Origin of the sequence: Saccharopolyspora karakumensis, from assembly GCF_004349225.1 — a bacterium.
Taxonomy (GTDB): domain Bacteria; phylum Actinomycetota; class Actinomycetes; order Mycobacteriales; family Pseudonocardiaceae; genus Saccharopolyspora; species Saccharopolyspora endophytica.
In genome coordinates, this window is the sequence record NZ_SMLA01000023.1 from 42,358 (window position 1) to 64,512 (window position 22,155).

The window sequence follows — 22,155 nt, forward strand, 5'->3', positions numbered from 1 at the left end:
CTGGGTAAGTTCGTTCGCGTGACTCCTCCGCTCGGCGGGGCTTTCGGCCCGTACTACACCGTGGGTGAGGTCGACGATCACGACGAGATCGTCCCGATCATCCCCAGGGACCAACCGTTCGTTCCGCCGACCGCAGTCGAAAGAGAGCTCTGCTCAGCCGTCCTCGACGAGGACCCCTGGTCCTACCTGTGCGTGGTGGCCGCGACCGGCGTCTACCACCCGGTGGCGCTGGTGCACGCGCACAGCAACCCGGCGAAGCGGCAGATGGTGACCTCGACGCTGGGCGACGGTCGCATCGCGACCTTCGTCTACACCCAGGACGTGCTGCCGCGGCCACATCCCTACCTGGTGTACGAGTTCGTCTCGCTGCGCGCGCTGTCGCAGATCATCCCGGACGAGGTCGAGGTGCTGGCGGTCAACGCGAACACGCCGTGCGAGCTGTACCTGGAGGTCACCGACGAGGAGCGGGAGCGCTGGCAGACCGCCCACGAGCGGTTCGGCGCACCGGGTTTCAGCGGCAACCGGCTGGTGACCCGGTTGAGCGGGGGCGCGGAGCCGACCGAGCTGCTGCACGGCCTGGCCTGCGGTGCGCACCTGTGCTTCCTCAACGGCGAGGCGTGGAACAACCTGGACTGGCACGGGCTCGGCTACAGCGGCGAGGTGGAGCGGCTGTCCGAGGGCTGGGGCGTGAAGGTCCGCCAGGACTGGGTCAACCTGCAGAACCGGCTGCTCAACTGCGATGTCAGCACCTCGGACTGGGATTTCGTGCTGGGCGCGCGCACCTTCCTGGTCAGCACGGAGGGCCCGCAGGTGGACCCGCAGCGGTGGCGGGAGTGCGTGGACGCCACGATCCGCAACAACATCGCGGCGAACGTCCCGGGCGCGTCGGCCGAGCGCGGCGGCAGCCCGGAGGTGGACTCCTACGCGGACTTCCTGTGCGGGCTGGTCGGCAAGATCATCCGGTACGAGGCGCGGTTCCGCGCCGACGAGCTGCTGCCGCCGAACGGCTACGTGCGCACGGTCGCCGCCTGGGACCTGGGCCGGGCGTCGAAGATGGCCCGCTGGGGGCGCGGTGCCCGGTACGCCACGCAGGCCGAGATGTACGAGGCGCTGGACCTGGTCGGGCAGGAGGTGCGGTCCCGCTACTCGTCGTGGGCGGAGTTCTCGGTGGCCTACATCCTGGGCCGCTGCCTGCACTTCGACGACGAGGCGTTCGGCGCCACCTACACCGACGTGCTGGAGGCGCACCGCGCGCTGCTGACCGAGCACAGCAGCCCGTGGCTCACCGTCCCGTTCCAAACGGAGAGATGAGCTCCGGATCACTCCCCCTCTTCACCACTGCGATCTGATCGCCCTGAACTGGGACGTTCGTGGTCCTGGCGAGAAGTCGCCAATAGAAATGCATGCCGAACGCGTTCGTGGTGTCACCTGATCGAGTGGAGTTTGTCTACCATCAGCGGGTCCCGCGATGACCCGGCTGCATTGGACCGACGTTGAGCGAGCAACCGAGTACGAGATCCGGCCACGGGCTCTGGCTTTCCCGCGCCGCCCTGGGGTTCGTCGCCCTCGCCGCGCTCATGGGCTGGGGTGCGAGCTTCGTCGGCCTGCACGCCTACGGCCAGGACCAGATGGTCGGCTTCAGCTACTGGACCGCATGGCTGATCCCGGCGACCTTCGACGGCGCCGCCTTCGGCGCCACGCTGATCACCTACCGCGCCTCGATCTACGGCCGCAGCGCCGTGCGCGGCCGGCTGCTGATGTGGACCTTCACGGCGATCTCGTCGTGGATCAACTGGATCCACCAGCTCACCCCGGAAGCGCGCATCGTCGCCGCAGGTCTGCCGGTCGCCGCGGTCGCGGTCTTCGACGTGGTGCTCGCCGAGCTGCGCGCGGACTTCGAGGAGCGCCACGGCAAGCGCCGCCTGCGGCTGCGCCCGGGACTGCTCGTGCTGCGCTGGCTGGTCGACCGCGACGGCACCTCCGGCGCCTTCCGCCGCCAGGTCACCGACATCCCGGTCTCGGAGATCGCCGGCCTCGGCAAGCAGGACGAGGTCTTCCGGCCCGCGGCGATCGCCCCCACTTCCCCGGAACCCGAACCGGTTCCGGCGGAACGCACGCCCGCGCCGCCTCGACCGACGCAGGAGCTCCCGCCGCAGACCGTCGAGAAGCGCCCGGAACCCGAGCCCGCCGTGGAACCCGTCGTCCGCGAGAACGCCGCGCGCGAGACCGCCGTCCGCGACCTCGAGCCGGCAACCGAGGAGCGCGCAACGGCCGCAGCGGAACCGGAGACGACCGAGCGCGACGAAGCGGCCGACGAGAACCGCTCGGAGGAGACGACTTCCACCGAGGAGCACGACGAGCGCCCGAACCTCTCGGAACAGACGCTCACGCTGCCACCGGTTCCCGCGGACCCGCTCAGCGACGAGGACAAGCGGACCTTCGCGCGCCGCGACTACCGGCTCTCGCTGGAGATCGGCGAGCCGATCACCGGTGCCCAGCTCGGCAACCGCTACGGCTTCTCCGAACGCTGGGGACGCCGGCAGATCGCCGCGGTCCGGGTCGAGATGGAGCAGGACGAGGACGCACGCGACCTCGTCGCGGCCCACTGAGCCGTGGCGCTCACGCCCCGGCGGTGAGCGCCTCCACCAGCGCCTTGCGGTGCTGCCGGGTCTGCTTGGGCATGTTCCAGCCCAGAACGCCGACGGCCCGGCCGTCGCGGTGGTGCACCTGGACGAAACGCCGCTCGGCGCGGTCGCCTTCCACCACGGTCACCGCGTCGTCGGGCGAGAGCACCCCGTAGACGTGGATCTTCGCGTCGAACTGGTCGGTCCAGAAGTACGGGACCGGCCGGTAGACGCGGTCCTCGCCGAGGATGTTGTCGGCGACGGCCATCGCCTGCTCGCCGGCGTTGGTCCGGTTCTCCAACCTGATCTGCCCGAACTCCGGGTGCTCCCACCGGGCCACGTCACCGACGGCGTAGACCCCGTCGGCCGCGCGGCACCGGGAATCGCAGACCACCCCGCGGTCGAGGCGCAGTCCGCTGCCCTCCAGCCAGCCGGTCACCGGATCAGCGCCGATGGCCACCACCACGACGTCCGCGGGCAGCACCTCGCCGCCGGCCAGCCGGACCCCGCTGACCTGACCGCCGTCGCCGACCAGGCCGTCGACGGCGGCGCCCAGCCTCAGCCGGACTCCCTGATCGGCGTGCAGTTCTCCCAGCGCGGCAGCGGCTTCCGGGCCGAGCTGGGCCGCCATCGGCGCGGCGAGCGGGCCGGTGAGCGTCACCTCCAGCCCCATCCCGCTCGCGGTCGCGGCGATCTCGCTGCCGAGCACGCCCTCCCCGACCACGACCAGCCGCTTCGCTGCCAGCAGGTCGGCGCGCAGCGCGACGCTGTCGTCCAGCGTGCGCAGCACGTGCACCCCGGCGAGCCCGTCCTGACCGGGCAGCCGACGCGGGCGCACCCCGGTGGCCACCACGATCGAATCGGCGCGCAGCTCACGACCGGACTGCGTGCGCACGGTGCGGGTGGCGACGTCCAGCGCCGCGGCCGGATCGCCCAGCAGGAACTCCGCGTCGAGCTTGCCCAGCGCCTCCTGGCTGCGCAGGCTCGTCCGCTCCGCTTCCCACTGCCCCGCCAGCACCTGCTTGGACAGCGGCGGCCGGTCGTAGGGCGGGTGGGACTCGGCGCCCAGCACCGTCATCGGTCCGTCGAAACCCTTGCGCCGCAAGGCGTCCGCTGTGGTCAACCCGGCTGCCGCGGCACCCACGACCAGCACTCCGCTCACGCTCGGCGTCCTCTTCAGGTTCACTCGGTGACGGGCGCCAGCCAGAGGCCGGTGAGCGCGTCGATCACGTTCTGGGCGGTTTCTTCCCAGGTCAGGCGGGCTGCCCCCTCGGCGAGGGCGCGTTCCTGCTCGGCCATCATGTGCACCAGCACGTGCCTGGTCATGTCGTTGCGCACGATCTTGGCGCGCAGCGGGAGGTCGGGCTGGCAGTTGTTGAGACCGTCCATGATGCGCATGAGCGTCGGCCCGGACAGCGACTCGGCGACGACGAGTTCGCGCAGCCCCGGGTCGCTCATCAGCTGGGCGGTGAAGCGCGCGAGCGTCGAACCGCGCAGCGAGGCGTGGTGCTCGACCGAGGGCAGCACCAGGCAGGTCAGCCAGTCGCGCACGTCGCGGGAGTCACCGATCTCGCCGAGCAGCCGCTCGCGGACGGCCTCGACGGGCTCGGCGTGCCTGCGCACGATGGCGCGCAGCAGGTCGGCCTTGGTGCCGAAGTGGTAACCCACGGCGGCGTTGTTACCCTGACCTGCGGCTTCGCTGATCTGCCTGTTGGACACGGCGAAGACGCCCTGCTCGGCGAAGAGCCGTTCAGCGACGTCGAGGATGCGCTCCTTGGTGGCACTCGCCCGGGATGTCGCGGCACTCATGCGCGCCAGCTTAAGTCACGTGACTGATTCTTAGCTACCCAGCAGACTCGCATAGCGCTCCAGGTCGACGTTGCCGCCACTGATGATCACACCGATCCGCTTGCCCTCGAACTCCGGCGCGGCCTGTCGGGCGGCGGCGAACCCGAGGCACCCGGTGGGTTCGACGACGATCTTCAGGTAGGTCGCGAACAGCTTCATCGCCTCGACGAGCTGGGCATCGCTCGCGGTCCGGATGTCGTCGACGTCCCGCCGGATGATCTCGAAGGTGTGCGCGCCGAGGTGCTGCGTCTGCGCCCCGTCGGCGATGGTCCGGGGCGTGTCGATGTGCACGATCTCGCCGCTGCGCAGCGAGCGCAGCCCGTCGTCGCCGGCCTCCGGCTCGACCCCGTGCAGCAGGCAGTTCGCCGACGAAGCCCTGGTGGCCAAGGCCGTCCCGGACAGCAGCCCTCCCCCGCCGAGCGGCACGAACAAGACGTCGAGCTCCCCGACGTCCTCGAAGAGCTCCTTGGCCGCGGTCCCCTGCCCGGCGATCACGTCCGGATGGTCGTAGGGCGGGATGAGCGTCAGCCCCTGCTCGCGGGACAGGGCGTTCCCGATCTCCTCGCGGTCCTCGGAGTAGCGGTCGTAGCGCACGATCTTGCCGCCATAACCGCTGGTGGCGGCCACCTTCGACGCCGGAGCGTCGTGCGGCATCACGATCGTCGCGGGCACGCCCAGCAGCCCAGCGGCCAACGAGATCGCCTGGGCGTGGTTCCCGGACGAGTAGGTCACCACCCCGGCCCGGCGCTGCTCCTCCGACAGCTTCGACACGGCGTTGAAGGCCCCTCGGAACTTGAAAGCCCCCATCCGCTGGAAGTTCTCGGCCTTGAAGAAGACCTCCGCCCCGAGCTGCTCATCGATCAACCGGGACCGCAGCACGGGAGTCCGGTGGGCGACCCCCTCCAACCGCTCGGCTGCGGCGACGACGTCCTCGAACCGCACAACCATCCCGACCTCCACGGATGCCGCTGTCGAACCCTCCCGGGCGCGCCCCGCACGGAGCACCCTCGCACGCCCGGCCGCCACACGATAGCCGCCCCAACACCAGGCGCGGGCCGCTCAGCAGCACCGCAGACCGGCAGGAGAAAGATGGAGGCGCGCGAACAACCTTCGTCGTGGCCGCTGCGTCCTACGGACGAAGACCGTCGCAGGCGCCGGTTCTCACCGGCGGCTGAGCCCCGACGACGCCGGGCACGAGCACGCCGTCATGTCGCCCAGGACTTCGGGATCAACGATCCGCAGGTCCCGCACGGAGAAGAACCGCAGGTCACTGGGGGTGGCCTGCGGTCTTCGCCGTCGGAGCGGCTCCCGCGCGGGTCTGGCTCAGCCGGGGCGGTTGGTGGCCATCTTGACCGCGAAGAAGCCCAACAGGGTGCCAGAGGTGATGCGCTGCGCGCGGAGCACGCGGGGATGCCGGGCCAGGTACCCGGCGAGCGCGGCGGCGGTGAGGACGATGAGGCCGTTGACGGTCACGGCGACGACGATCTGCGCCATGCCGAGCTGGAGGAACTGCCACCACGTCGCACCCAGCGCGGGATCGACGAACTGCGGGATCAGCGCGGTGTACAGCAGCGCGATCTTGGGGTTCAGGAGGTTCGTCAGCAGACCCGTGCCGAACAGGCGGGCAGTCGAACGCGCCACCAGATCGCGCAGCTCGAACGGCGATCCGCCGCCGGGTCGCAGGACCTGCCACGCCATCCACGCGAGGTAGGCCGCTCCCAGCAGCTTCACCACGTGGTACGCCTCCGGCACCGCCACGAACAGCGCCGACAGCCCGGCAGCGGCGGCGACCAGGTAGACGAGGAACCCAAGCCCCACCCCGGCCAACGACACGAGCCCGGCACGCCGACCCTGCGAGGTCGCTCGGGATGCGAGGTAGACCATGTTGGGCCCGGGAGTCAGCACCATGCCCAACTCCACGATCACGACACCGAGCAGCGAGGCGAGCGGCACGAATTCCACCCGCCGAACCTACCGGGCGGGGCGAAACGAAACCGGCCACCTCCCGATTTCTCGGGAGGTGGCCGGTCACCGCTGAGCCGCCTAAGGGAATCGAACCCTTGACCTACGCATTACGAGTGCGTCGCTCTGGCCGACTGAGCTAAGGCGGCAGTGCGCGGACAAGTGTAGCTGGCCTGATCCGGAGCCCCTCGCGACCCCCCGGCCTTCGCGTTTGACATCGATGTCCGAACTGTATCGAAAAAGCTTTGACATCGATGTCCACCACCCTGTTCAGTGGCCTCCGAGAGCGGCGGAGCGGCCGCGCGAGCAGCGAGGAGGTGCCGTGGTGGGCTTCGCGACGACCGAGGCGGTCGTGGGCATCGACGTGGGAAGCACCGAGATCAAGGCGCTCGTCGCCGATCTGAGCGGTGTGACGCTGAGCGTCCGACGAACGGCCACCGACTGGCACCGATGCGCGGGCGGCGGCAGCGAACTGCCCGTCGACGCGCTCCTCGACCGCGTGCTGTCCGCGCTGTCGGGGGCCGTGCGAGTGGCCGAGGAATCCGCGCGGCGGCTGACCGTCGTGGGCGTCGCCATCACCGGCATGGCCGAGTCCGGCGTGCTGCTCGACCGCAACCGGGACCCGCTGCACCCCGTCATCGCGTGGTTCGACCAGCGCGGCGTCGAGGAGCTGGCGCTGCTGCCCGACGAACTCGTCGACTCCTTCAGCGGGCACACCGGTCTGCCGCTGAGCCCGCTGTGCTCGTTCGCGAAGCTGAACTGGCTCGCCGCGCAAGGGATTTCGCCGCATCTCACCGAGAAGTGGCTCAACGTGCCCGAGCTCGTGGCCGCGGCGCTGGGCGGCGAGGCCGTCACCGAACCCTCGCTGGCCTCCCGGACCGGTCTGCTCGACCAGGGCACCCGCGGACCGTGGGAACCGGCGTTCCAGCAGCTCGGCCTGCCGACCTCCGCGCTCCCGCCGCTGACCACCGCGGGCACCCCGATCGGCCGGGTCGACCACCCGGGCGTCCCCGACGCCGTCCGGGGAGCGGTGATCACCGTCGCCGGGCACGACCACCCGGTCGCCTCGGTCGCCAGCGGCGTCTGGCACGGGGAGCACCTCTTCGACTCCTGCGGCACCTCCGAAGCCGTGCTGCGCGTCGTGTCCGCTCCGCTGCGCGACGACCAGCGCCGGCGGCTCACGGCGAACGGCGTCGCGCAGGGCGCGCACGTGCTGCCGGACCGCTGGATCCTGCTCGGCGGCACCCGCGGCGGACTCCTGCTGGACCGCGTCCTCGCGCTGCTGGGACGCCAGGACCAGCGAGCGCGAGCGGAGCTCGACGAGCAGGCCCTCGCGAGTCACGGCTCGACGGGCTCGGTCGTGATCAGCGGTGCGCACGCGCGCAGCGAGGACGTCTCGGTCCAGCTCGTCGGATCCGACGTCACGCCCCTGACGACCTGGTCGGCGGCCCTGGACCACGCGATGGCCGAGACGGACGCGGTGATCGAGCTGATGTCGGCAGAAGCCGGGCCGCACGAGCACGTCACCGCCGCAGGCGGGTGGACGCGGATGCGCAGCTTCCGCGCCGCCAAGCAGCGCAGCCTGCCCGCCGTCGAGTACGCCCGGGTCGACCAGCCCAGCGCCTACGGCGCCGCCCTCTTCGCCGCGCAGGCCGCCCGGTCCGCCGCAGGCGAGACCGGGGTGTCCGCAGTGGACATCGCCCGCCAATTCTCCGGAAACACCCTCACAACCGCAGGAGTTCAGCTGTGACCCTCGCCGACATCGCGCGATCCGACGGCACCTTCGCCATCGTGGCCCTCGACCAGCGCAACACCCTGCGCCGCATGTTCACCGCCGCCGGCCAGCCGGTCGACGACGACGTGCTGCGCACCTTCAAGGGAGACGTCATCGCCGGGCTCTCGCCGAGCGCCAGCGGCCTGCTCGTCGACCCCGACTTCGGCGTTCCCGCGGCGATCGCGGACGGCAACCTCGCCCCCGGCGCCGGTCTGGCCGTGGCCGCGGAACCGTCCGAGCGCGGCAAGTTCGGCGACGAACCGCTCACCCGGCGGGAACCCGCGCAGAACGCCGCGTGGGTGCGCGACATGGGCGGCCACGCGGTGAAGTTCCTCGTCCAGCTGCGCGCCGACCGGGACCGCTCGCTCGGCGGGCGGGACGTGTCCGCCGAGGCGCTGGACGCCACCGCGCAGGTCGTCGCCGACTGCCGCGCGGACGGGGTCCCCTCGGTGGTGGAGAACCTGATCTACCGGCTGCCCGGCGAAACCGAGCTCACCCCCGAGTCCCGCGCCGACGCGATCATCGAGGCCGCTCGCGCGCTCAACGACCTCAAGCCCGACCTGCTGAAGCTGGAGTACCCGGGCTCGGCCGAGGCGTGCCGCCGGATCGCCGAAGCCGTCACCGTGCCGTGGGTGGTGCTCTCCGCCGGCGTCGGGTTCGAGGAGTTCCAGCAAGTGCTGCGCATCTCGTGCGACGAGGGCGGTGCCTCGGGATTCATCGCGGGGCGCGCGTTCTGGAAGGACGCGGTGGCGCTGGAGCCGTCCGAGCGACGCCCCTTCCTGTCCGACACCGCCCGGCGCCGGTTGGACGCCTGCGCCGCCGCCATCGACGGCAGGGCCACGCCCTGGACCGCCATCGCCGACGACTGAGCACCCCGAAAACCCAGAGGAAGAGGAACTTCACCGGCAAGGAAGCCGGAGAGATGAGGTCCGACCGTGGTCACCACACCGGTCACCCCGCCCACCCCCGCCACCGCGAGACGAGCCGTCGTCGGCGCCACCGCGGTCGCCGCGCTCGGCGGCCTGCTGTTCGGCTACGACACCGGTGTCATCTCCGCAGCGCTGCTCTACATCGCCCCGGCGTTCCAGCTCTCCGAGATGTGGCAGCAGATCGTGGTGGCGTCGTTGCTCGTCGGTGCGATCGTCGGTGTCGCGGTCGGCGGTATCGTCGCGGACAACCTCGGCCGCCGCCGGACGCTGTCGATCACCAGCCTGGTCTTCACCGTGGGCGCGGTGATCTCGGCGGTGGCGCCGAACCTGCCTACGCTGCTGGGTTCTCGGTTGCTGCTCGGCTTCGCGATCGGCACCGCCTCGCTGTCGGTGCCCGCCTACATCGCGGAGATCGCGCCGCCGGAGAGCCGCGGCCGGCTGGTCTCGATCAACCAGATCATGATCAGTTCCGGCATCCTGTTCTCCTACCTGGCGGGGTTCCTGCTCGCCGACGCCGCGGCCTGGCGGTGGATGCTGGGGCTGGCGGCCGTGCCGTCGCTGCTGATGTTCGTCGGTCTGCTGAGGCTGCCGGAGAGCCCGCGCTGGCTGGTCTCCCGAGGCCGCCTGGACGAGGCGAGAGCCGTGCTCGGCAAGGTGGTCGGCGCCGACCGCGTCGAGTCGGAGCTGACCGCGCTGTCCTCAGCGGTCACCGCCGAGCGGAACGTGACCTACCGAGACGTGCTCCGGCCCTCGCTGCGGCCGGCGATCTACCTCGGCATCGGGGTGGCCGCGGTGAACCAGCTGGTCGGCGTCAACGCGATCACCTACTACGCGCCGACGCTGCTGACCAAGGCCGGTTTCGGGGAATCCGCGGCGATCCTGTCCTCGGTGGGCATCGGCGTCGCCAACGTCGCGTTCACGCTGGTCGGCCTGCTGCTGATCGACCGGGTCGGGCGGCGGCCGCTGCTGCTGGTCGGCCTCGGCGGGGTGGTCGTGTCGCTGGTCGTCATCGGCCTGCTCTACGCCGCCACCGACCTCAGCGGTGTCTGGGCGGTGGCGCTGGTGGCCTTCCTGATCATCTACGAGGCGATGTTCTCCGCCAGCATCGGTCTGGCGATGTGGCTGATCAACAGCGAGATCTTCCCGACCGCGCTGCGCGGCAAGGCGGGCAGCTTCGGGATGTTCACGCACTGGGGCCTGAACCTGATCATCTCGCTGACGGTGCTGAGCGCGTTCGAGGCGTTCACCCCCAGCGGTCTGTTCTGGCTCTACGCGGCCTTCGGCCTGATCGGTTTCTTCTACCTGAAGAAGTACCTGCCGGAGACCCGCAACCGCACGCTGGAAGAGGTCGAGGAGATCCTGCGGGCGAGGGCGCGGAAGTGACCCCGGTCGCGCTCCTGATCTCCGGCGAACCGGCCAGCGGCAAGACCACGTTGGGCGCAGCGGCGGCCGAGCGGTACTCGGCCGCCCTGCTCGACCTCGACGTGATCACCGGCCCGCTGACCGAGCGGTTCGGCACCCGCCTGGACGACCCGGAGGTCCGGGAAGCCCGCTACGCGGCGCTTCTCGGCACCGCCGCCGACACGCTGCGGGTCGGCACCTCGGCGGTGCTCGTCGCCCCGTTCACCGCCGAGCGCGCCGACCCGCACCGGTGGTCCGCGGTCGCCGGGCGGCTCCGCGCAGCAGGTGCCGAACCGCTGCTGGTGTGGGTGGACTGCCCGCCGGCGGTGATCGTGACCAGGATGCGCGGGCGGGCCGCGGCGCGCGACTGCGCCAAGCTGGACGATCCGGCGAAACTGCTGGCCACGCGGCCGATCGAGCCGGTCGCGCAGCACGTTAGAGTCGATGCGACAACGCCGATGGCCGAACAACTCGCCGAGCTCGACCGGCACTGCCCGAGCGGAAGGGAGCAGGCGTGCGCACAGGCAACGCCACGCTCTACGACGTGGCCGCTGCGGCCGGAGTGAGCCCGAAGACCGTCTCCCGCGTGATCAACGGAGCCGCCGGGGTCTCCGAGGCCACCCGCGAACAGGTGCAGGCCGCCATCGACGAGCTCAACTACCGACCGAACTTCCACGCCCGCTCGCTGCGCGTCGGACGCGACGAGGCCATCGGTGTGGTGCTGGAATCGCTGTCCGACCCGTTCTTCGCCACGATGGCCAGCGTCATCGAGGAGCACGCCCTGCAGCGCGGCCACGTCGTGCTGGCCTCCAGCGTCGGCGGCGACCCGGAACGCGAGCACAAGCTGGTGCAGAGCCTGCTCCAGCGGCAGGTGTCCGGCCTGATCATGGTTCCGGTCAGCGGGGACCAGAGCTACCTGCGAGCGGCTGCGGGGCAGACCCCGGTCGTGTTCGTCGACCGCCCGTCCCGGCCCGACGGGCTCGGCGCCACCGTGCTCGGCAACGACTTCGGCGCCGCGCAGGCCGCGACCAAGCACCTGCTGCACTCGGGCCACACCGAGATCGCGCTGATCGGCGACCGTCCCGACGTCTACACCACCGCCGAGCGGGTCCGCGGATATCGCAGCGCCATGGCCGAATCCCGCGTCGGAGTGCGCGAAGACCTCGTCAAAACAGGCATTTCCAGCGCGGCGGAAGCGCGCAGCGCGCTGGACGAGCTGCTGCGCTCCGAGCACCCGCCGACCGCGGTGCTGTCCTCCAACGCCCGCTGCTCCCTCGGCGTCGTGCCCGCGCTGCACGCTCGCGGCCGGACCGACATCGCGTTCGTCAGCTTCGGCGACTTCCCGATGGCCGACTCGCTCTACCCGGCGGTCACGGTAGTCGACCAGGACCCGGCGGCGGTCGCCCGGACCGCGACCGAGGAGCTGTTCAAGCAGATCGACGGATCCGCCGCCACCGAGGCACCGCTGTCCCTGCCGTTGCGGCTGGTCCCGCGGGGTTCCGGCGAGATCCCGCTCGCCGCGGTCAGCCGGATGTGACCCAGGCGTCACCGAACGTCGTCGTGATCGTTGATACATCCACCGAGGCAGTGACGCCTATCACGGAGGATGTCGGATGCGCGCCTTTCGTCGGCTGTGCGCCTGCGCGGCGGTCACCACGGCGATCGCCGGGATGTCGATGCCCGCAGCTCTCGCGCAGAGCGCGTACCCCACGACGCCGACGCCGCAGCCGCAGAACCCGGGCCAACCTCCCGGGCGCGTGCAGGAGGACATCCCGCGGCCGGTCATCGGCGAGGCGGGGACGATGCTCGGGATCGTGCGCCTGCTGCCCGCGACCGCACCCGGCGACGCGTTCTTCAACGACCCCGAGTTCGAGAGCAAGCTGCCCAAGCAGGCCGTGCTCGAAGCCGGCATGGGCCGTGCCGTGGCACAGGTGAACTCCGAGGCCTACCTCGCCCACGAGCACTCCGTCGCCGAGGCCTCACCGTTCGGCGTCGGCATCATGGGCCACGTCCCGCAGGTCCCCGGCGGTCTCTCGCAGAACGCGCTGTCCGACCACGAATCGCCCACCACCAGCGCACTGGCGCCGCCGTCGTCCCCCGCCGACCAGCTGGTCAGGCTCAGCGGGCTGAACGGCACCGTGCACGCGCGGTGGAACCAGGAGACCGGGCCGTGCGGGGTGGCTCCGCTGTCCGAGGCGCGCTACTCGATGGCCTCCGGTTCGGCGCTCAACCAGATCCCGGGGCTGGGCGGTTCCGTGCTGGAGGTCCCGTCGATCGCCGAGGCGCGCTCCAGCGTGCGGCTCGCCGACGTCCCCGGGCAGACCGGCAAGGCCGTCACCTCGACGTCGGAGCTGCAGATCTCGCAGGTGAAGCTGTTCAGCGGTTCGCCGCAGGAGATCTCGGTCGACGTCGTCGGACGGCCGGTGGTGGTCGCCACCGCGACCGGCGACCCCGCCACCACCCGCGTCGACCACACCGCCCCGGTGCTGCGCATCAGCCAGGACGGCCGGGAGATCGCCGTGCTCGACGCGGCGAACCCGACCGCGGACGTGCCGATCCCCGCGATTCCCGGCCTGGACAAGCGGGTCCTGGACCTCGGCGTGCTGCGGCTGAGCCTCGGCGAGCTCAAGCAGGAGGCGATGGGCAACGAGATCCGCGGCACCACCAGGCTCTTCGACCTGAAGCTGCTCGACGGCACCGAGCTGGGACTGCCCACCGCGCTGGCCCAGATCTCCTTCGGCGAGCAGGTCGCGCGCGCCGCGGCTCCCGCGGGCGGCGTCCGCTGCGATCCTCCGGTCGCCGGCGCCGCGGGCGGAGCCGAGGCCACACCGGCCGGCTACCAGCAGGCGCGCACCGCACCGCTCGCGCTGACCAGCGGCAGCTACTTCTCGGTCCCGATCTTCTGGACCGGCGCGGGACTGCTGCTCCTCGGCTCGATCCTCGTCGCCGCACTTCCCCGCAGGCACGCGAAGCACTGATCAGCTGATCACCCGGTGAACAGGGTGGCGAGCATGGCCTCGACGGCGATCAGCGGTTTGACGTTCTGCGTCAGGGCCGTGCGGCATTCCAGGACCGCTTCCAGGCGGCGCAAGGTGGACTCCGACGTCCACTCCGCAGCCGCCTTCGCCGAAGCGCGGGCGAAATCCGGGTGGTTGAGGACCGCCTGCGAACCCGTGCGGGTCACCAGGACGTCCCGGTAGAAACCGGCCAGGTCCACCAGCGCCAGGTCCAGGGCGTCCCGCTGGGAGCGGGTGGCGCGGGACTTCTGGCGCTTCTCCAGCTCCTTCAACGCCGCGTTGGCGCCCCGGGTCGCCGACGCCGTGCCCTTGCCGGTCCCGCCCGCGCCCATCGCGGTCTTGAGCTCCTCGCGCTCGGACTCGTTGCGGTCCTCGTTGGCCGTGACCGCCTCGGTCTCGGCCAGCTTGACCAGCCCGGACGCCGCGGTGAACACGTCGGCGAAGCGCTGCAGGCCGAGCGGGATGCGCAGGACGGACTCGCGGCGCTCGCGGGCCAGCTCGTCGGTGGCCAGCCGCCGGGCGCGGCCGATGTGCCCGCCGCAGACCTCCGCGGCCCACTCCGCCAGCTGCGGTTCGATGTCGTCGCGCTCGCGCAGCACGTCGGCGATCGCGCGGGACAGCGGCGTGCGCAGCTGCAGGACGCGACACCGCGAGCGGATCGTCACCGAGACGTCCTCGGGGTGGTCCGACGGGGCGCACAGCAGGAACACCGTGCGCGGCGGCGGCTCCTCGACCGCCTTGAGCAGCGCGTTCGCCGCGCCCTCGGTGAGCCGGTCGGAGTCCTCGATGAGCACCACGCGCCACTGCCCGGTGCTCGGGCGCCGCGCGGCGGCCTGCACCAGCGCGCGCATCTCCGCCACCGAGATCGACAGGCCCTCCGGCACCACGAGCTTCACGTCCGCGTGGGTGCCGTGCAGGACCGTGCGGCAGGCGGTGCACTGCCCGCATCCGGGAGTCGCGAGGTCCTCGCACTCCAGAGCTGCGGCGAAGGCACGGGCCGCGATCGAACGACCGGACCCCGGCGGGCCGGTGAACAACCACGCGTGCGTCATCGCACCCGGCGGGACCTGCTCACCCCGGACCTGCCGACGCGCCGCGTCGGCCGCCGCGTGCAGGGTGCCGACGGCGTCGGGCTGGCCGACGACCTCCGCCCACACCCCGGTCGCGGGTACCTCCGGAGCGCCGGTGCGCATCGCGTCAACTCCCTCGTGCCGAGCTATCGGGTCACGACTCTACGATGCCGCACCGACGCCGCGGTCAGGACTTCGAGGTGGTCGACTTCGACGACGTCGACTTCTTGGCCGCCGTCTTGGTGCCAGTGGACTTCGACGCCGCGGTCTTGGTGCCGGTGGACTTCGACGCGGTGGTCTTCTTCGCCGTCGTGCTCTTGGACGCGGTCGACTTCGACGACGTCGACTTCTTCGCCGGTGCCTTCTTCTTCGCCGGAGCCTTGGCCCTGCGCTCCGCCAGCAGTTCCACGGCGCGGTCCATCGACAGCTCCTCCACCGCGTCGCCCTTGCGCAGCGACGCGTTGGTCTCGCCATCGGTGACGTACGGGCCGAAGCGGCCGTCCTTGATCACCAGGGCCTTGCCGGTGTCCGGGGCCTCGCCCAGCTCGCGCAGCGGCGGCACGGCGGCACGGCGGCCCCGCTGCTTGGGCTGCGCGTAGATCTTGAGCGCCTCGTCGAGGGTGATCGAGAAGATCTGGTCCTCGGTCTCCAGCGACCGCGAGTCCGTGCCCTTCTTCAGGTACGGGCCGTAGCGGCCGTTCTGCGCGGTGATCTCGTTGCCCGACTCCGGGTCGGTACCCACCACGCGCGGCAGCGACAGCAGCTTCAGCGCGTCGTCGAGCGTCACGGTGTCCAGCGACATCGACTTGAGCAAGCTGCCCGTGCGCGGCTTGGACTTGTCGCCCTCCGGCAGCACCTCGGTCACGTACGGACCGAAACGCCCTTCCTTGGCGACGACCTCGTGACCGCTCTCCGGGTCGGTGCCCAGGCTGCGGCCCTCCATCGGAGTGGCGAACAGCTTCTCGGCGATCTGCACCGTCAGCTCGTCCGGCGGCAGGTCGTCGGGCAGGTTCGCCCGCTGCGCCGTCTCGTCCTGGAGCGTCCGCTCCAGGTAGGGCCCGTAGCGGCCGACGCGGACGTAGATGGTGCGCCCGTCCTCGTCGTCGAACATCGGGATCGAGTTGATCGCGCGCGGGTCGATCTCCTCCACCGACGAACCGACCAGCTTCTTGAGCCCGCCGGCGCGGCCGATCGAGTCCTCCGGACCCACCTCGCCGCCGAAGTAGAAGCCGGCCAGCCAGCGGGTCCGCTCCTCGCGGCCCTCCGCGATGCCGTCCAGCTCGTCCTCCAGCGCGGCGGTGAAGTCGTAGTCCACCAGCCTGCCGAAGTGCTGCTCCATCAGCCCCACCACGGCGAACGCGATCCACGAGGGAACCAGGGCCGAGCCCTTCTTCCACACGTAGCCGCGCTCCTGCACGGTGCTGATGATCGACGCGTACGTCGACGGGCGGCCGATGCCCAGCTCTTCGAGCGTCTTGACCAGGCTCGCTTCGGTGAAGCGCGGCGGCGGGTTGGTGGTGTGCCCGTCGGGCTCCAGCTCCGGCGCCGTGATCGGCTGGTCCTGAGCGAGCTGCGGCAGCCGCGACTCGGCGTCGTCGGCGACACCGCCGGCCTCGGAGTCCACGGCCTCGACGTAGGCCTTGAGGAAGCCGGGGAAGGTGATCGTGCGACCGGACGCGGCGAAGGTGCACTCCTCACCGCTGCTGGCGGTGCCGCTGATGCGCACCGACAGCGTCGTGCCCTTCGCGTCGGCCATCTGGGAGGCGATGGTGCGCTGCCAGATCAGCTCGTAGAGCTTGAAGCCGTCGACGTCGTTGGACAGCTCGTTGGCGACCTCGCCGGGGGTGCGGAAGCTCTCGCCCGCCGGGCGGATCGCCTCGTGCGCCTCCTGCGCGTTCTTGACCTTGCGGTTGTACTGACGCGGCTGCGGCGAGAGGTACTGCTCGCCGTAGAGGTCGCGGGCCTGGTTGCGCGACGCCGCGATCGCCGTCTCCGACAGCGTCGTGGAGTCGGTGCGCATGTAGGTGATGTAACCGTTCTCGTACAGCCGCTGCGCGGTGCGCATCGTGCGGTCCGCCGAGAAGCGCAGCTTGCGGCTGGCCTCCTGCTGCAGCGTGGAGGTCATGAACGGCGCGTAGGGCTTACGGGTGTAGGGCTTCTCCTCGACGCTGGAGACGCGCAGCTGGGCCTCGGTCAGCGCCCCGGCGAGCTGCCGGGCCTCGGCCTCGGTGAGGACCTTGGTGTCGGAGTTCTTCAGCCGCCCGTCCGGACCGAAGTCGCGGCCGGTGGCGAGCTTGGCGCCGTCCACCGAGACCAGGCGGGCCCCGAAGCGACGCGGCGAGGCGTCCGGGCCGGCGTCCATGGTCGCGGCGATGTCCCAGTACTCGGCGGAGACGAAGCGGATGCGCTCCCGCTCGCGCTCGACGACGACGCGGGTCGCCACGGACTGCACGCGGCCCGCCGAGAGCTTCGGCATGACCTTCTTCCACAGCACCGGGCTGACCTCGTAGCCGTAGAGGCGGTCCAGGATGCGGCGGGTCTCCTGGGCGTCGACGAGGTCCTGGTCGAGGTCGCGCGGGTTGGCGGCGGCGGCCTGGATGGCGGACTCGGTGATCTCGTGGAAGACCATCCGGCGGACCGGGACCTTCGGCTTGAGGGTCTCCAGCAGGTGCCAGGCGATGGCCTCGCCCTCGCGGTCACCATCCGTGGCGAGGTAGAGCTCGTCGACCTGCTTGAGGGCGTCCTTGAGCTCGGTGACCGTCGACTTCTTGTCGGCGCTCACCAGGTACAGCGGCTCGAAGTCGTTCTCGACGTCGACACCCAGTCGCGCCCACGCCTGGCCCTTGTACTTCTCGGGCACGTCCTTGGCGTTGCGCGGCAGATCGCGGATGTGCCCACGCGAGGACTCCACGATGAAGTTAGAGCCGAGGTAGGAGGCGATCTTCTTGGCCTTCGCCGGTGACTCGACGATCACCAAGCGCCGGGTAGCGGAGCCGTTCCCGTTGGGAGACCCCGAAGCCCGACCGGCCCCGCCGCCGGCCTTCTTCGTTCGTGTCGACCCAGCCAACGCTTACCTGCTCTCTTCTTCCGGAAGCATCCCTTGCACCCGGCGCCCATCCGTTCGTGTCCCTGGAGTGTGCGCGCCGCACGGTTGGCCGTGCCGCACCGGGAAGGCACAGGGTTGCATATAACACGTCGATATTCGTCGACGTCTTGTTGTACGAACGTATCGGGTTACCCAGGTGTTCCGTTTCGTGACCTGGCGTGATGTGCGTCAACCCGCTCAGGAGACGAGCGGAATCATTCCCTCGATCGCACCATCGGGCAGCGGTCCTACCAGCTCGGCGAGCCTGGCCAGGCGCCTGCGACCGGTCACCCGCAGGGCCGGTCCGCCCGCCCTGACGCCGACCGTCTTGGTCGGCAGCCCGCAGCCGCGGAGCGCTTCCGCGAGCGGCTCGTGCGTGTCGGGAGCGTGCGGGTCGAGCCCGAGGCGGTAGCCGTTGTGGTCCGCCGCGCCGGCCGCGAGCGCCCAGATCCGCAGCGCCCAGCCGTCCGGCACGAATCCCGACGGTACAGACTTCACGGCGCCGCGCAGCCAGTGCGCGGCCAAGCCGGTGAGATCGGAGCGGAACGCGGTGCGGACCAGCGGCCGCCCTTCGTCGGAGCGGCCGAGCTCGGCCTGCACCCCTCGCTCGGAGCAGGCGGCGAGCAGGCAGCGGGCGCGCCACTCGGCGTCGACGACCACCGACAGCCGCGCCGCGGTCCCGCGGCCGAACCCCACGGCCTGACCGGGTCCGCACAGCATGCCCGCGAGGTCGGCGACGTCAGCCCGCCGAGCCTCTGCCGAGTAGAAGGACAGCTGGCCCACGATCGGGATGCTAGAACAGCAGTTCGAGATTATCCACCAACGTAACCCGATCGATTGAGCCCCGACGCCTGGTGGACACGATTTCAATGGAAATCGGGGTGCGGAACTCCACTGAGATCCGGTTCCTGATTTCCATTGAGATCGTGACGTCCACGCAGGTGGGGGTCGTTACTGGGGTTGGCCGGGCTGAGCGGGGGCCGGCTGACCCGGAGCCGGTTGGGCCGGGGCCGGGTTGAAGAACGGTTGGCAGCCCGGGGCCTGCTTGGCCGCGGCGGCGAGCTGCTGGTTCTTCTCCAGGGCGCCGAACTTGCTGTTGAGGTCCACCTGGGAGCTCTTCTGGAGCTCCGCCTGCAGGGCGGTCATGCCCTCGGTGAACTTCTGCTTGTCGTTCGGGTCGACCTGGTCGGCCTTGGCCCGGGCACCCACCAGGACGTCGCGGATCTGGACGAAGCCGTCGCGGATGCCCTGGTTGACCTGGTCGCCGCCCTCGATCGGGGACGGCGGCAGCTCCTGCAGCCCGCGAACCGTGCCATCAGCGGTCTTGCTCGCCGTGTCGAGCCGGGCGATCACCGAGTTCTTCATCGCCTGGGTGTTGCTCTTGTCCACCGCGGGCAAGCTCTTCTGGGACGCGGAGAAGTCGTTGACCAGCCCGCACAACCGGCCTGCCCACTCGACGCCTTCCGGGCCTGCCGCCTTCGGCGGAGCCGGGGCGGGCTCGGGGGTCGGTGCTGGTGCCGCACCGCAGGCGCTCAGGGCCAGCGGGATGGCCGCGAGCGCCGCGAGGGACGTCGCACGGAACCTCATTGCGAACTCCTCACATGGATCGGAGTAGCTCTCGCTGTGCGCTCGGACTCTCTCGTACCGCCACACCTCCCGGTGAACCCGGGGTCACCCGTCGCAGCGATCGGCCTGCTCATGGCGATGGGCGCCACCCGAACCGGGTGACGCCCATCGTCGAGGCCGATCTAGGCGGGTGCGCCGTTGATCGTCTTGTCGTCCGCGGGCTCGTCCGCGATCGCGGTCGAACGCCGCTTGGAGATCACCACAGCGGTGACGATCACCGCGAGCGCCACCACCGCGATGCCGATCCGCACCGCCGGGTTGGCCGCCTCGCCGACGGCGAAGTAGACCACTGCCGGCGCGATCAGCACCGACACCAGGTTCATCACCTTCAGCAGCGGGTTGATCGCCGGACCGGCGGTGTCCTTGAACGGGTCGCCGACGGTGTCACCGATGACCGTGGCCGCGTGCGCCTCGGACCCCTTGCCGCCGTGGTAGCCGTCCTCCACCAGCTTCTTGGAGTTGTCCCAGGCACCACCCGAGTTGGCCAGGAAGATGGCCATCAGGGTGCCGGTGGCGATGGCTCCGGCCAGGTACCCGGCCAGCGGCCCGACGCCCAGGCCGAACCCGACCGCGATCGGGGCCAGCACCGCCAGCAGACCCGGAGTGGCCAGCTCGCGCAGCGAGTCGCGGGTGCAGATGTCGACCACCCGGCCGTACTCCGGGCGCTCCGAGCCGTCCATGATCCCCGGCTTCTCCTTGAACTGGCGCCGCACCTCGTAGACCACGGCACCGGCCGCGCGGGACACGGCGTTGATCGCCAGACCGGAGAAGAAGAACACGACCGCGGCACCGATGACGACGCCCACCAGGACGTTCGGCGCGTAGACGAAGAACTCCGAGGTGGACAGCTCGCCGGCCACGTCGGCCAGCGCGGCGCCGATGGCGTCGGTGTAGGAACCGAACAGCGCCGTCGCCGCCAGCACCGCCGTGGCGATGGCGATGCCCTTGGTGATCGCCTTGGTCGTGTTGCCCACCGCGTCCAGCTCGGTGAGGATCTTCGCGCCCTCGCCCTCGACGTCACCGGACATCTCCGCGATGCCCTGCGCGTTGTCGCTGACCGGGCCGAAGGTGTCCATCGCGACGATGACGCCGACGGTGGTCAGCAGACCGCAACCGGCCAGCGCGATCGCGAACAGCGCCACCGGCAGCGAACCGGACAGCAGGAACGCGCCGAACACGGCCGCGGCGATGACCGCCGCGGTGTAGACGGCGGACTCGAAGCCGACCGACAGACCGGTCAGGATCACCGTGGCCGCACCGGTCAGCGACGACTTTCCGACGTCCTGGACCGGGCGGTGCTCGGTGGCGGTGAAGTAGCCGGTCAGCTTGAGGATGACCACGGCGAGCAGGATGCCGATGATCACGGCCATCAGCGCGACCAGCGCGGGGCTGCCCGGGGTGGCGCGCACCTCCTCGGAGACGCCGGTGAGCTCGGCGAAGGTGCTGGGCAGGTACAGCATCGCGGCGATCGCGCACAGCACCGCCGAGATCCCCGCCGAGATGTAGAACGAGCGGTTGATCGCGGTCAGCGCGCTCTCGCCCGTGCGAGCCTTGGTGATGTAGACGCCGATGACCGCCGTGAGCACACCGATCGCGGGCACGATCAGCGGGAACAGCAGCCCGTGCCCGCCGAAGGCGGCGGTGCCCAGGATCAGCGAGGCGACCAGCGTCACCGCGTAGGACTCGAACAGGTCCGCGGCCATGCCGGCGCAGTCACCCACGTTGTCACCGACGTTGTCGGCGATGGTGGCGGCGTTGCGCGGGTCGTCCTCGGGGATGTTCTGCTCGACCTTGCCGACCAGGTCGGCACCGACGTCGGCGGCCTTGGTGAAGATGCCGCCGCCGACTCGCATGAACATCGCCAGCAGCGCGGCGCCGAAGCCGAAGCCCTCCAGCACGCGCGGGGCACCGCCCGCGTAGACCAGCACCACCAGAGCGGCGCCGAACAGGCCGAGGCCGACGGTCATCATGCCGACCACGCCACCGGTGCGGAACGCCACGCGCATCGCCTTCTCGCGGCCCTCACCGGGCTCGCGGGCCGCGGCGGCCACGCGCACGTTCGCGCGGGTGGACAGCCACATGCCGAGATAACCGATGGCGGCTGAGAACGCGGCGCCGAACAGGAAGAACACCGATCGGCCGATGCGCTCGCCGAGGGTCTCGGCGGGCAGCGCGAACAGCACCAGGAACACCACGACCGCGAAGATCGCCAAGGTGCGGAACTGCCGGTTCAGGTACGCCGACGCGCCTTCCTGCACGCCCTTGGCGATGTCCTGCATCTTCGCGGTGCCCTGCCCTGCGGCGAGCACCTCCTTGATCAGGACGTAGCCGAAGGCCAGTGCGGCCAGGGCGATGACCATCACGACACCGACGACTGCGTAGTCGATGCCTGCGAGCTCGATTCCGGTGGCTTGCTGGGCGAGGTCCATCCGGGACTGCGAGCTCGGTGGTGCAGCGCCCTGGGCCCAGCCATGCTGGACCGGGGTGAGCAGGGACATCCGTCCTCCTGGGTTGTGCTCGGTTCTCACACCGGCGGCCCCGCACGCTCTTACCGGGCCCCGATGCGCGGTAGGCGGCCCCGCCCGGTACGGCCTGTGATCGTTCGCTGGCCGTCCGTGGCGACGTCGTGGATCGGGAGTCTATTCAGACCCCAAGTGGCTTACCTCACGGTGTGATACGCAACTCGTATCGACGTGCAGATCTGTTACCAAATGATCGATTCAGAGGGGCACTTGATCCCCTGTTCGGACATATTTCGATTTGGACCGATCGGGTGACATGAGGTATGGCGCGTCGCAGCGGGATCCGCGTGGACCGGC

17 protein-coding genes and 1 tRNA gene are annotated in these 22,155 nt (G+C 70.7%); 8 read left to right on the forward strand and 10 right to left on the reverse strand.

The features are described 5' to 3' along the window. Positions 1-18 precede the first annotated feature (18 nt). Together E1202_RS16605 and E1202_RS16610 are read left to right on the forward strand one after the other, a co-directional pair. Positions 19-1,311 carry a DUF1266 domain-containing protein gene (locus E1202_RS16605; protein ID WP_207918687.1) on the forward strand — a complete coding sequence of 431 codons (1,293 nt, stop codon included), beginning with the start codon at positions 19-21 and terminating at the stop codon, positions 1,309-1,311. A 182-nt stretch (positions 1,312-1,493) separates the two neighbouring features. Next, positions 1,494-2,609: a DUF2637 domain-containing protein gene (locus E1202_RS16610; RefSeq protein WP_132684065.1), complete on the forward strand. Its 1,116-nt coding sequence runs from the start codon at positions 1,494-1,496 to the stop codon at positions 2,607-2,609. 10 nt (positions 2,610-2,619) lie between these two features. Here the strand turns inward: E1202_RS16610 and E1202_RS16615 are convergent, their stop codons facing one another. The 5 genes from E1202_RS16615 to E1202_RS16635 all read right to left on the reverse strand — a co-directional run bounded on the left by E1202_RS16615 (position 2,620) and on the right by E1202_RS16635 (position 6,583). Then, on the reverse strand, positions 2,620-3,786 hold the full coding sequence (locus E1202_RS16615; RefSeq protein ID WP_207918689.1) for an NAD(P)/FAD-dependent oxidoreductase: 1,167 nt from the start codon (positions 3,784-3,786) through the stop codon (positions 2,620-2,622). A gap of 20 nt (positions 3,787-3,806) precedes the next feature. Further along, complete coding sequence (locus tag E1202_RS16620; RefSeq protein WP_132684067.1) at positions 3,807-4,433, reverse strand: TetR/AcrR family transcriptional regulator; 627 nt, start codon at positions 4,431-4,433, stop codon at positions 3,807-3,809. A gap of 30 nt (positions 4,434-4,463) precedes the next feature. Beyond that, positions 4,464-5,420 carry a threo-3-hydroxy-L-aspartate ammonia-lyase gene (locus tag E1202_RS16625; protein WP_132684068.1) on the reverse strand — a complete coding sequence of 319 codons (957 nt, stop codon included), beginning with the start codon at positions 5,418-5,420 and terminating at the stop codon, positions 4,464-4,466. A gap of 375 nt (positions 5,421-5,795) precedes the next feature. Further along, positions 5,796-6,434 carry a LysE family translocator gene (locus tag E1202_RS16630; protein ID WP_235878487.1) on the reverse strand — a complete coding sequence of 213 codons (639 nt, stop codon included), beginning with the start codon at positions 6,432-6,434 and terminating at the stop codon, positions 5,796-5,798. Between the two features lie 75 nt (positions 6,435-6,509). After that, a tRNA-Thr gene (locus E1202_RS16635) sits at positions 6,510-6,583 on the reverse strand. A 176-nt stretch (positions 6,584-6,759) separates the two neighbouring features. Between E1202_RS16635 and E1202_RS16640 the strand changes: the two genes are divergently transcribed. The 6 genes from E1202_RS16640 (at position 6,760) to E1202_RS16665 (ending at position 13,516) form a co-directional block, all read left to right on the forward strand. Further along, positions 6,760-8,184, forward strand: coding sequence for an FGGY-family carbohydrate kinase (locus E1202_RS16640; RefSeq protein WP_165943876.1), 1,425 nt, complete (start codon positions 6,760-6,762; stop codon positions 8,182-8,184). Beyond that, the gene (locus E1202_RS16645; protein WP_132684070.1) at positions 8,181-9,077 is read left to right on the forward strand and encodes a hypothetical protein; all 897 of its coding nucleotides are present in this window, start codon (positions 8,181-8,183) and stop codon (positions 9,075-9,077) included. Before E1202_RS16640 ends, E1202_RS16645 begins: the two co-directional genes overlap by 4 nt. A gap of 66 nt (positions 9,078-9,143) precedes the next feature. Next, entirely contained in the window at positions 9,144-10,520 is a 1,377-nt protein-coding gene (locus E1202_RS16650; RefSeq protein ID WP_132684071.1) for a sugar porter family MFS transporter, read from the forward strand. Next, the gene (locus tag E1202_RS16655) at positions 10,517-11,104 is read left to right on the forward strand and encodes an AAA family ATPase (RefSeq protein ID WP_165943877.1); all 588 of its coding nucleotides are present in this window, start codon (positions 10,517-10,519) and stop codon (positions 11,102-11,104) included. Before E1202_RS16650 ends, E1202_RS16655 begins: the two co-directional genes overlap by 4 nt. After that, positions 11,053-12,075: a LacI family DNA-binding transcriptional regulator gene (locus tag E1202_RS16660; protein ID WP_132684073.1), complete on the forward strand. Its 1,023-nt coding sequence runs from the start codon at positions 11,053-11,055 to the stop codon at positions 12,073-12,075. Before E1202_RS16655 ends, E1202_RS16660 begins: the two co-directional genes overlap by 52 nt. 76 nt (positions 12,076-12,151) lie before the next feature. Next, positions 12,152-13,516: a hypothetical protein gene (locus E1202_RS16665; RefSeq protein ID WP_132684074.1), complete on the forward strand. Its 1,365-nt coding sequence runs from the start codon at positions 12,152-12,154 to the stop codon at positions 13,514-13,516. 8 nt (positions 13,517-13,524) lie between these two features. Here the strand turns inward: E1202_RS16665 and E1202_RS16670 are convergent, their stop codons facing one another. From E1202_RS16670 to E1202_RS16690, 5 genes are all read right to left on the reverse strand, one after another. Beyond that, a complete protein-coding gene (locus tag E1202_RS16670) occupies positions 13,525-14,748 on the reverse strand; it encodes a DNA polymerase III subunit delta' (protein ID WP_132684075.1) in 1,224 nt (407 codons plus the stop codon). 64 nt (positions 14,749-14,812) lie between these two features. After that, positions 14,813-17,692: a type I DNA topoisomerase gene (topA, locus tag E1202_RS16675; RefSeq protein ID WP_456238809.1), complete on the reverse strand. Its 2,880-nt coding sequence runs from the start codon at positions 17,690-17,692 to the stop codon at positions 14,813-14,815. A 216-nt stretch (positions 17,693-17,908) separates the two neighbouring features. Beyond that, positions 17,909-18,493 carry a hypothetical protein gene (locus E1202_RS16680; protein ID WP_132684077.1) on the reverse strand — a complete coding sequence of 195 codons (585 nt, stop codon included), beginning with the start codon at positions 18,491-18,493 and terminating at the stop codon, positions 17,909-17,911. A gap of 168 nt (positions 18,494-18,661) precedes the next feature. Then, the gene (locus tag E1202_RS16685; RefSeq protein ID WP_207918691.1) at positions 18,662-19,297 is read right to left on the reverse strand and encodes a hypothetical protein; all 636 of its coding nucleotides are present in this window, start codon (positions 19,295-19,297) and stop codon (positions 18,662-18,664) included. A gap of 161 nt (positions 19,298-19,458) precedes the next feature. After that, positions 19,459-21,834, reverse strand: coding sequence for a sodium-translocating pyrophosphatase (locus tag E1202_RS16690; RefSeq protein ID WP_132684078.1), 2,376 nt, complete (start codon positions 21,832-21,834; stop codon positions 19,459-19,461). Positions 21,835-22,155 lie beyond the last annotated feature (321 nt).

What these genes read in the sequence shown, in the direction of transcription:
- E1202_RS16670 (WP_132684075.1), bottom strand. Translation starts at nt 14,748, where the DNA reads ATGCGCACCGGCGCTCCGGAGGTACCCGCGACCGGGGTGTGGGCGGAG.
- E1202_RS16685 (WP_207918691.1), bottom strand. Translation starts at nt 19,297, where the DNA reads ATGAGGTTCCGTGCGACGTCCCTCGCGGCGCTCGCGGCCATCCCGCTG.
- E1202_RS16690 (WP_132684078.1), bottom strand. Translation starts at nt 21,834, where the DNA reads ATGTCCCTGCTCACCCCGGTCCAGCATGGCTGGGCCCAGGGCGCTGCA.
- E1202_RS16625 (WP_132684068.1), bottom strand. Translation starts at nt 5,420, where the DNA reads ATGGTTGTGCGGTTCGAGGACGTCGTCGCCGCAGCCGAGCGGTTGGAG.
- E1202_RS16620 (WP_132684067.1), bottom strand. Translation starts at nt 4,433, where the DNA reads ATGAGTGCCGCGACATCCCGGGCGAGTGCCACCAAGGAGCGCATCCTC.
- E1202_RS16665 (WP_132684074.1), top strand. Translation starts at nt 12,152, where the DNA reads ATGCGCGCCTTTCGTCGGCTGTGCGCCTGCGCGGCGGTCACCACGGCG.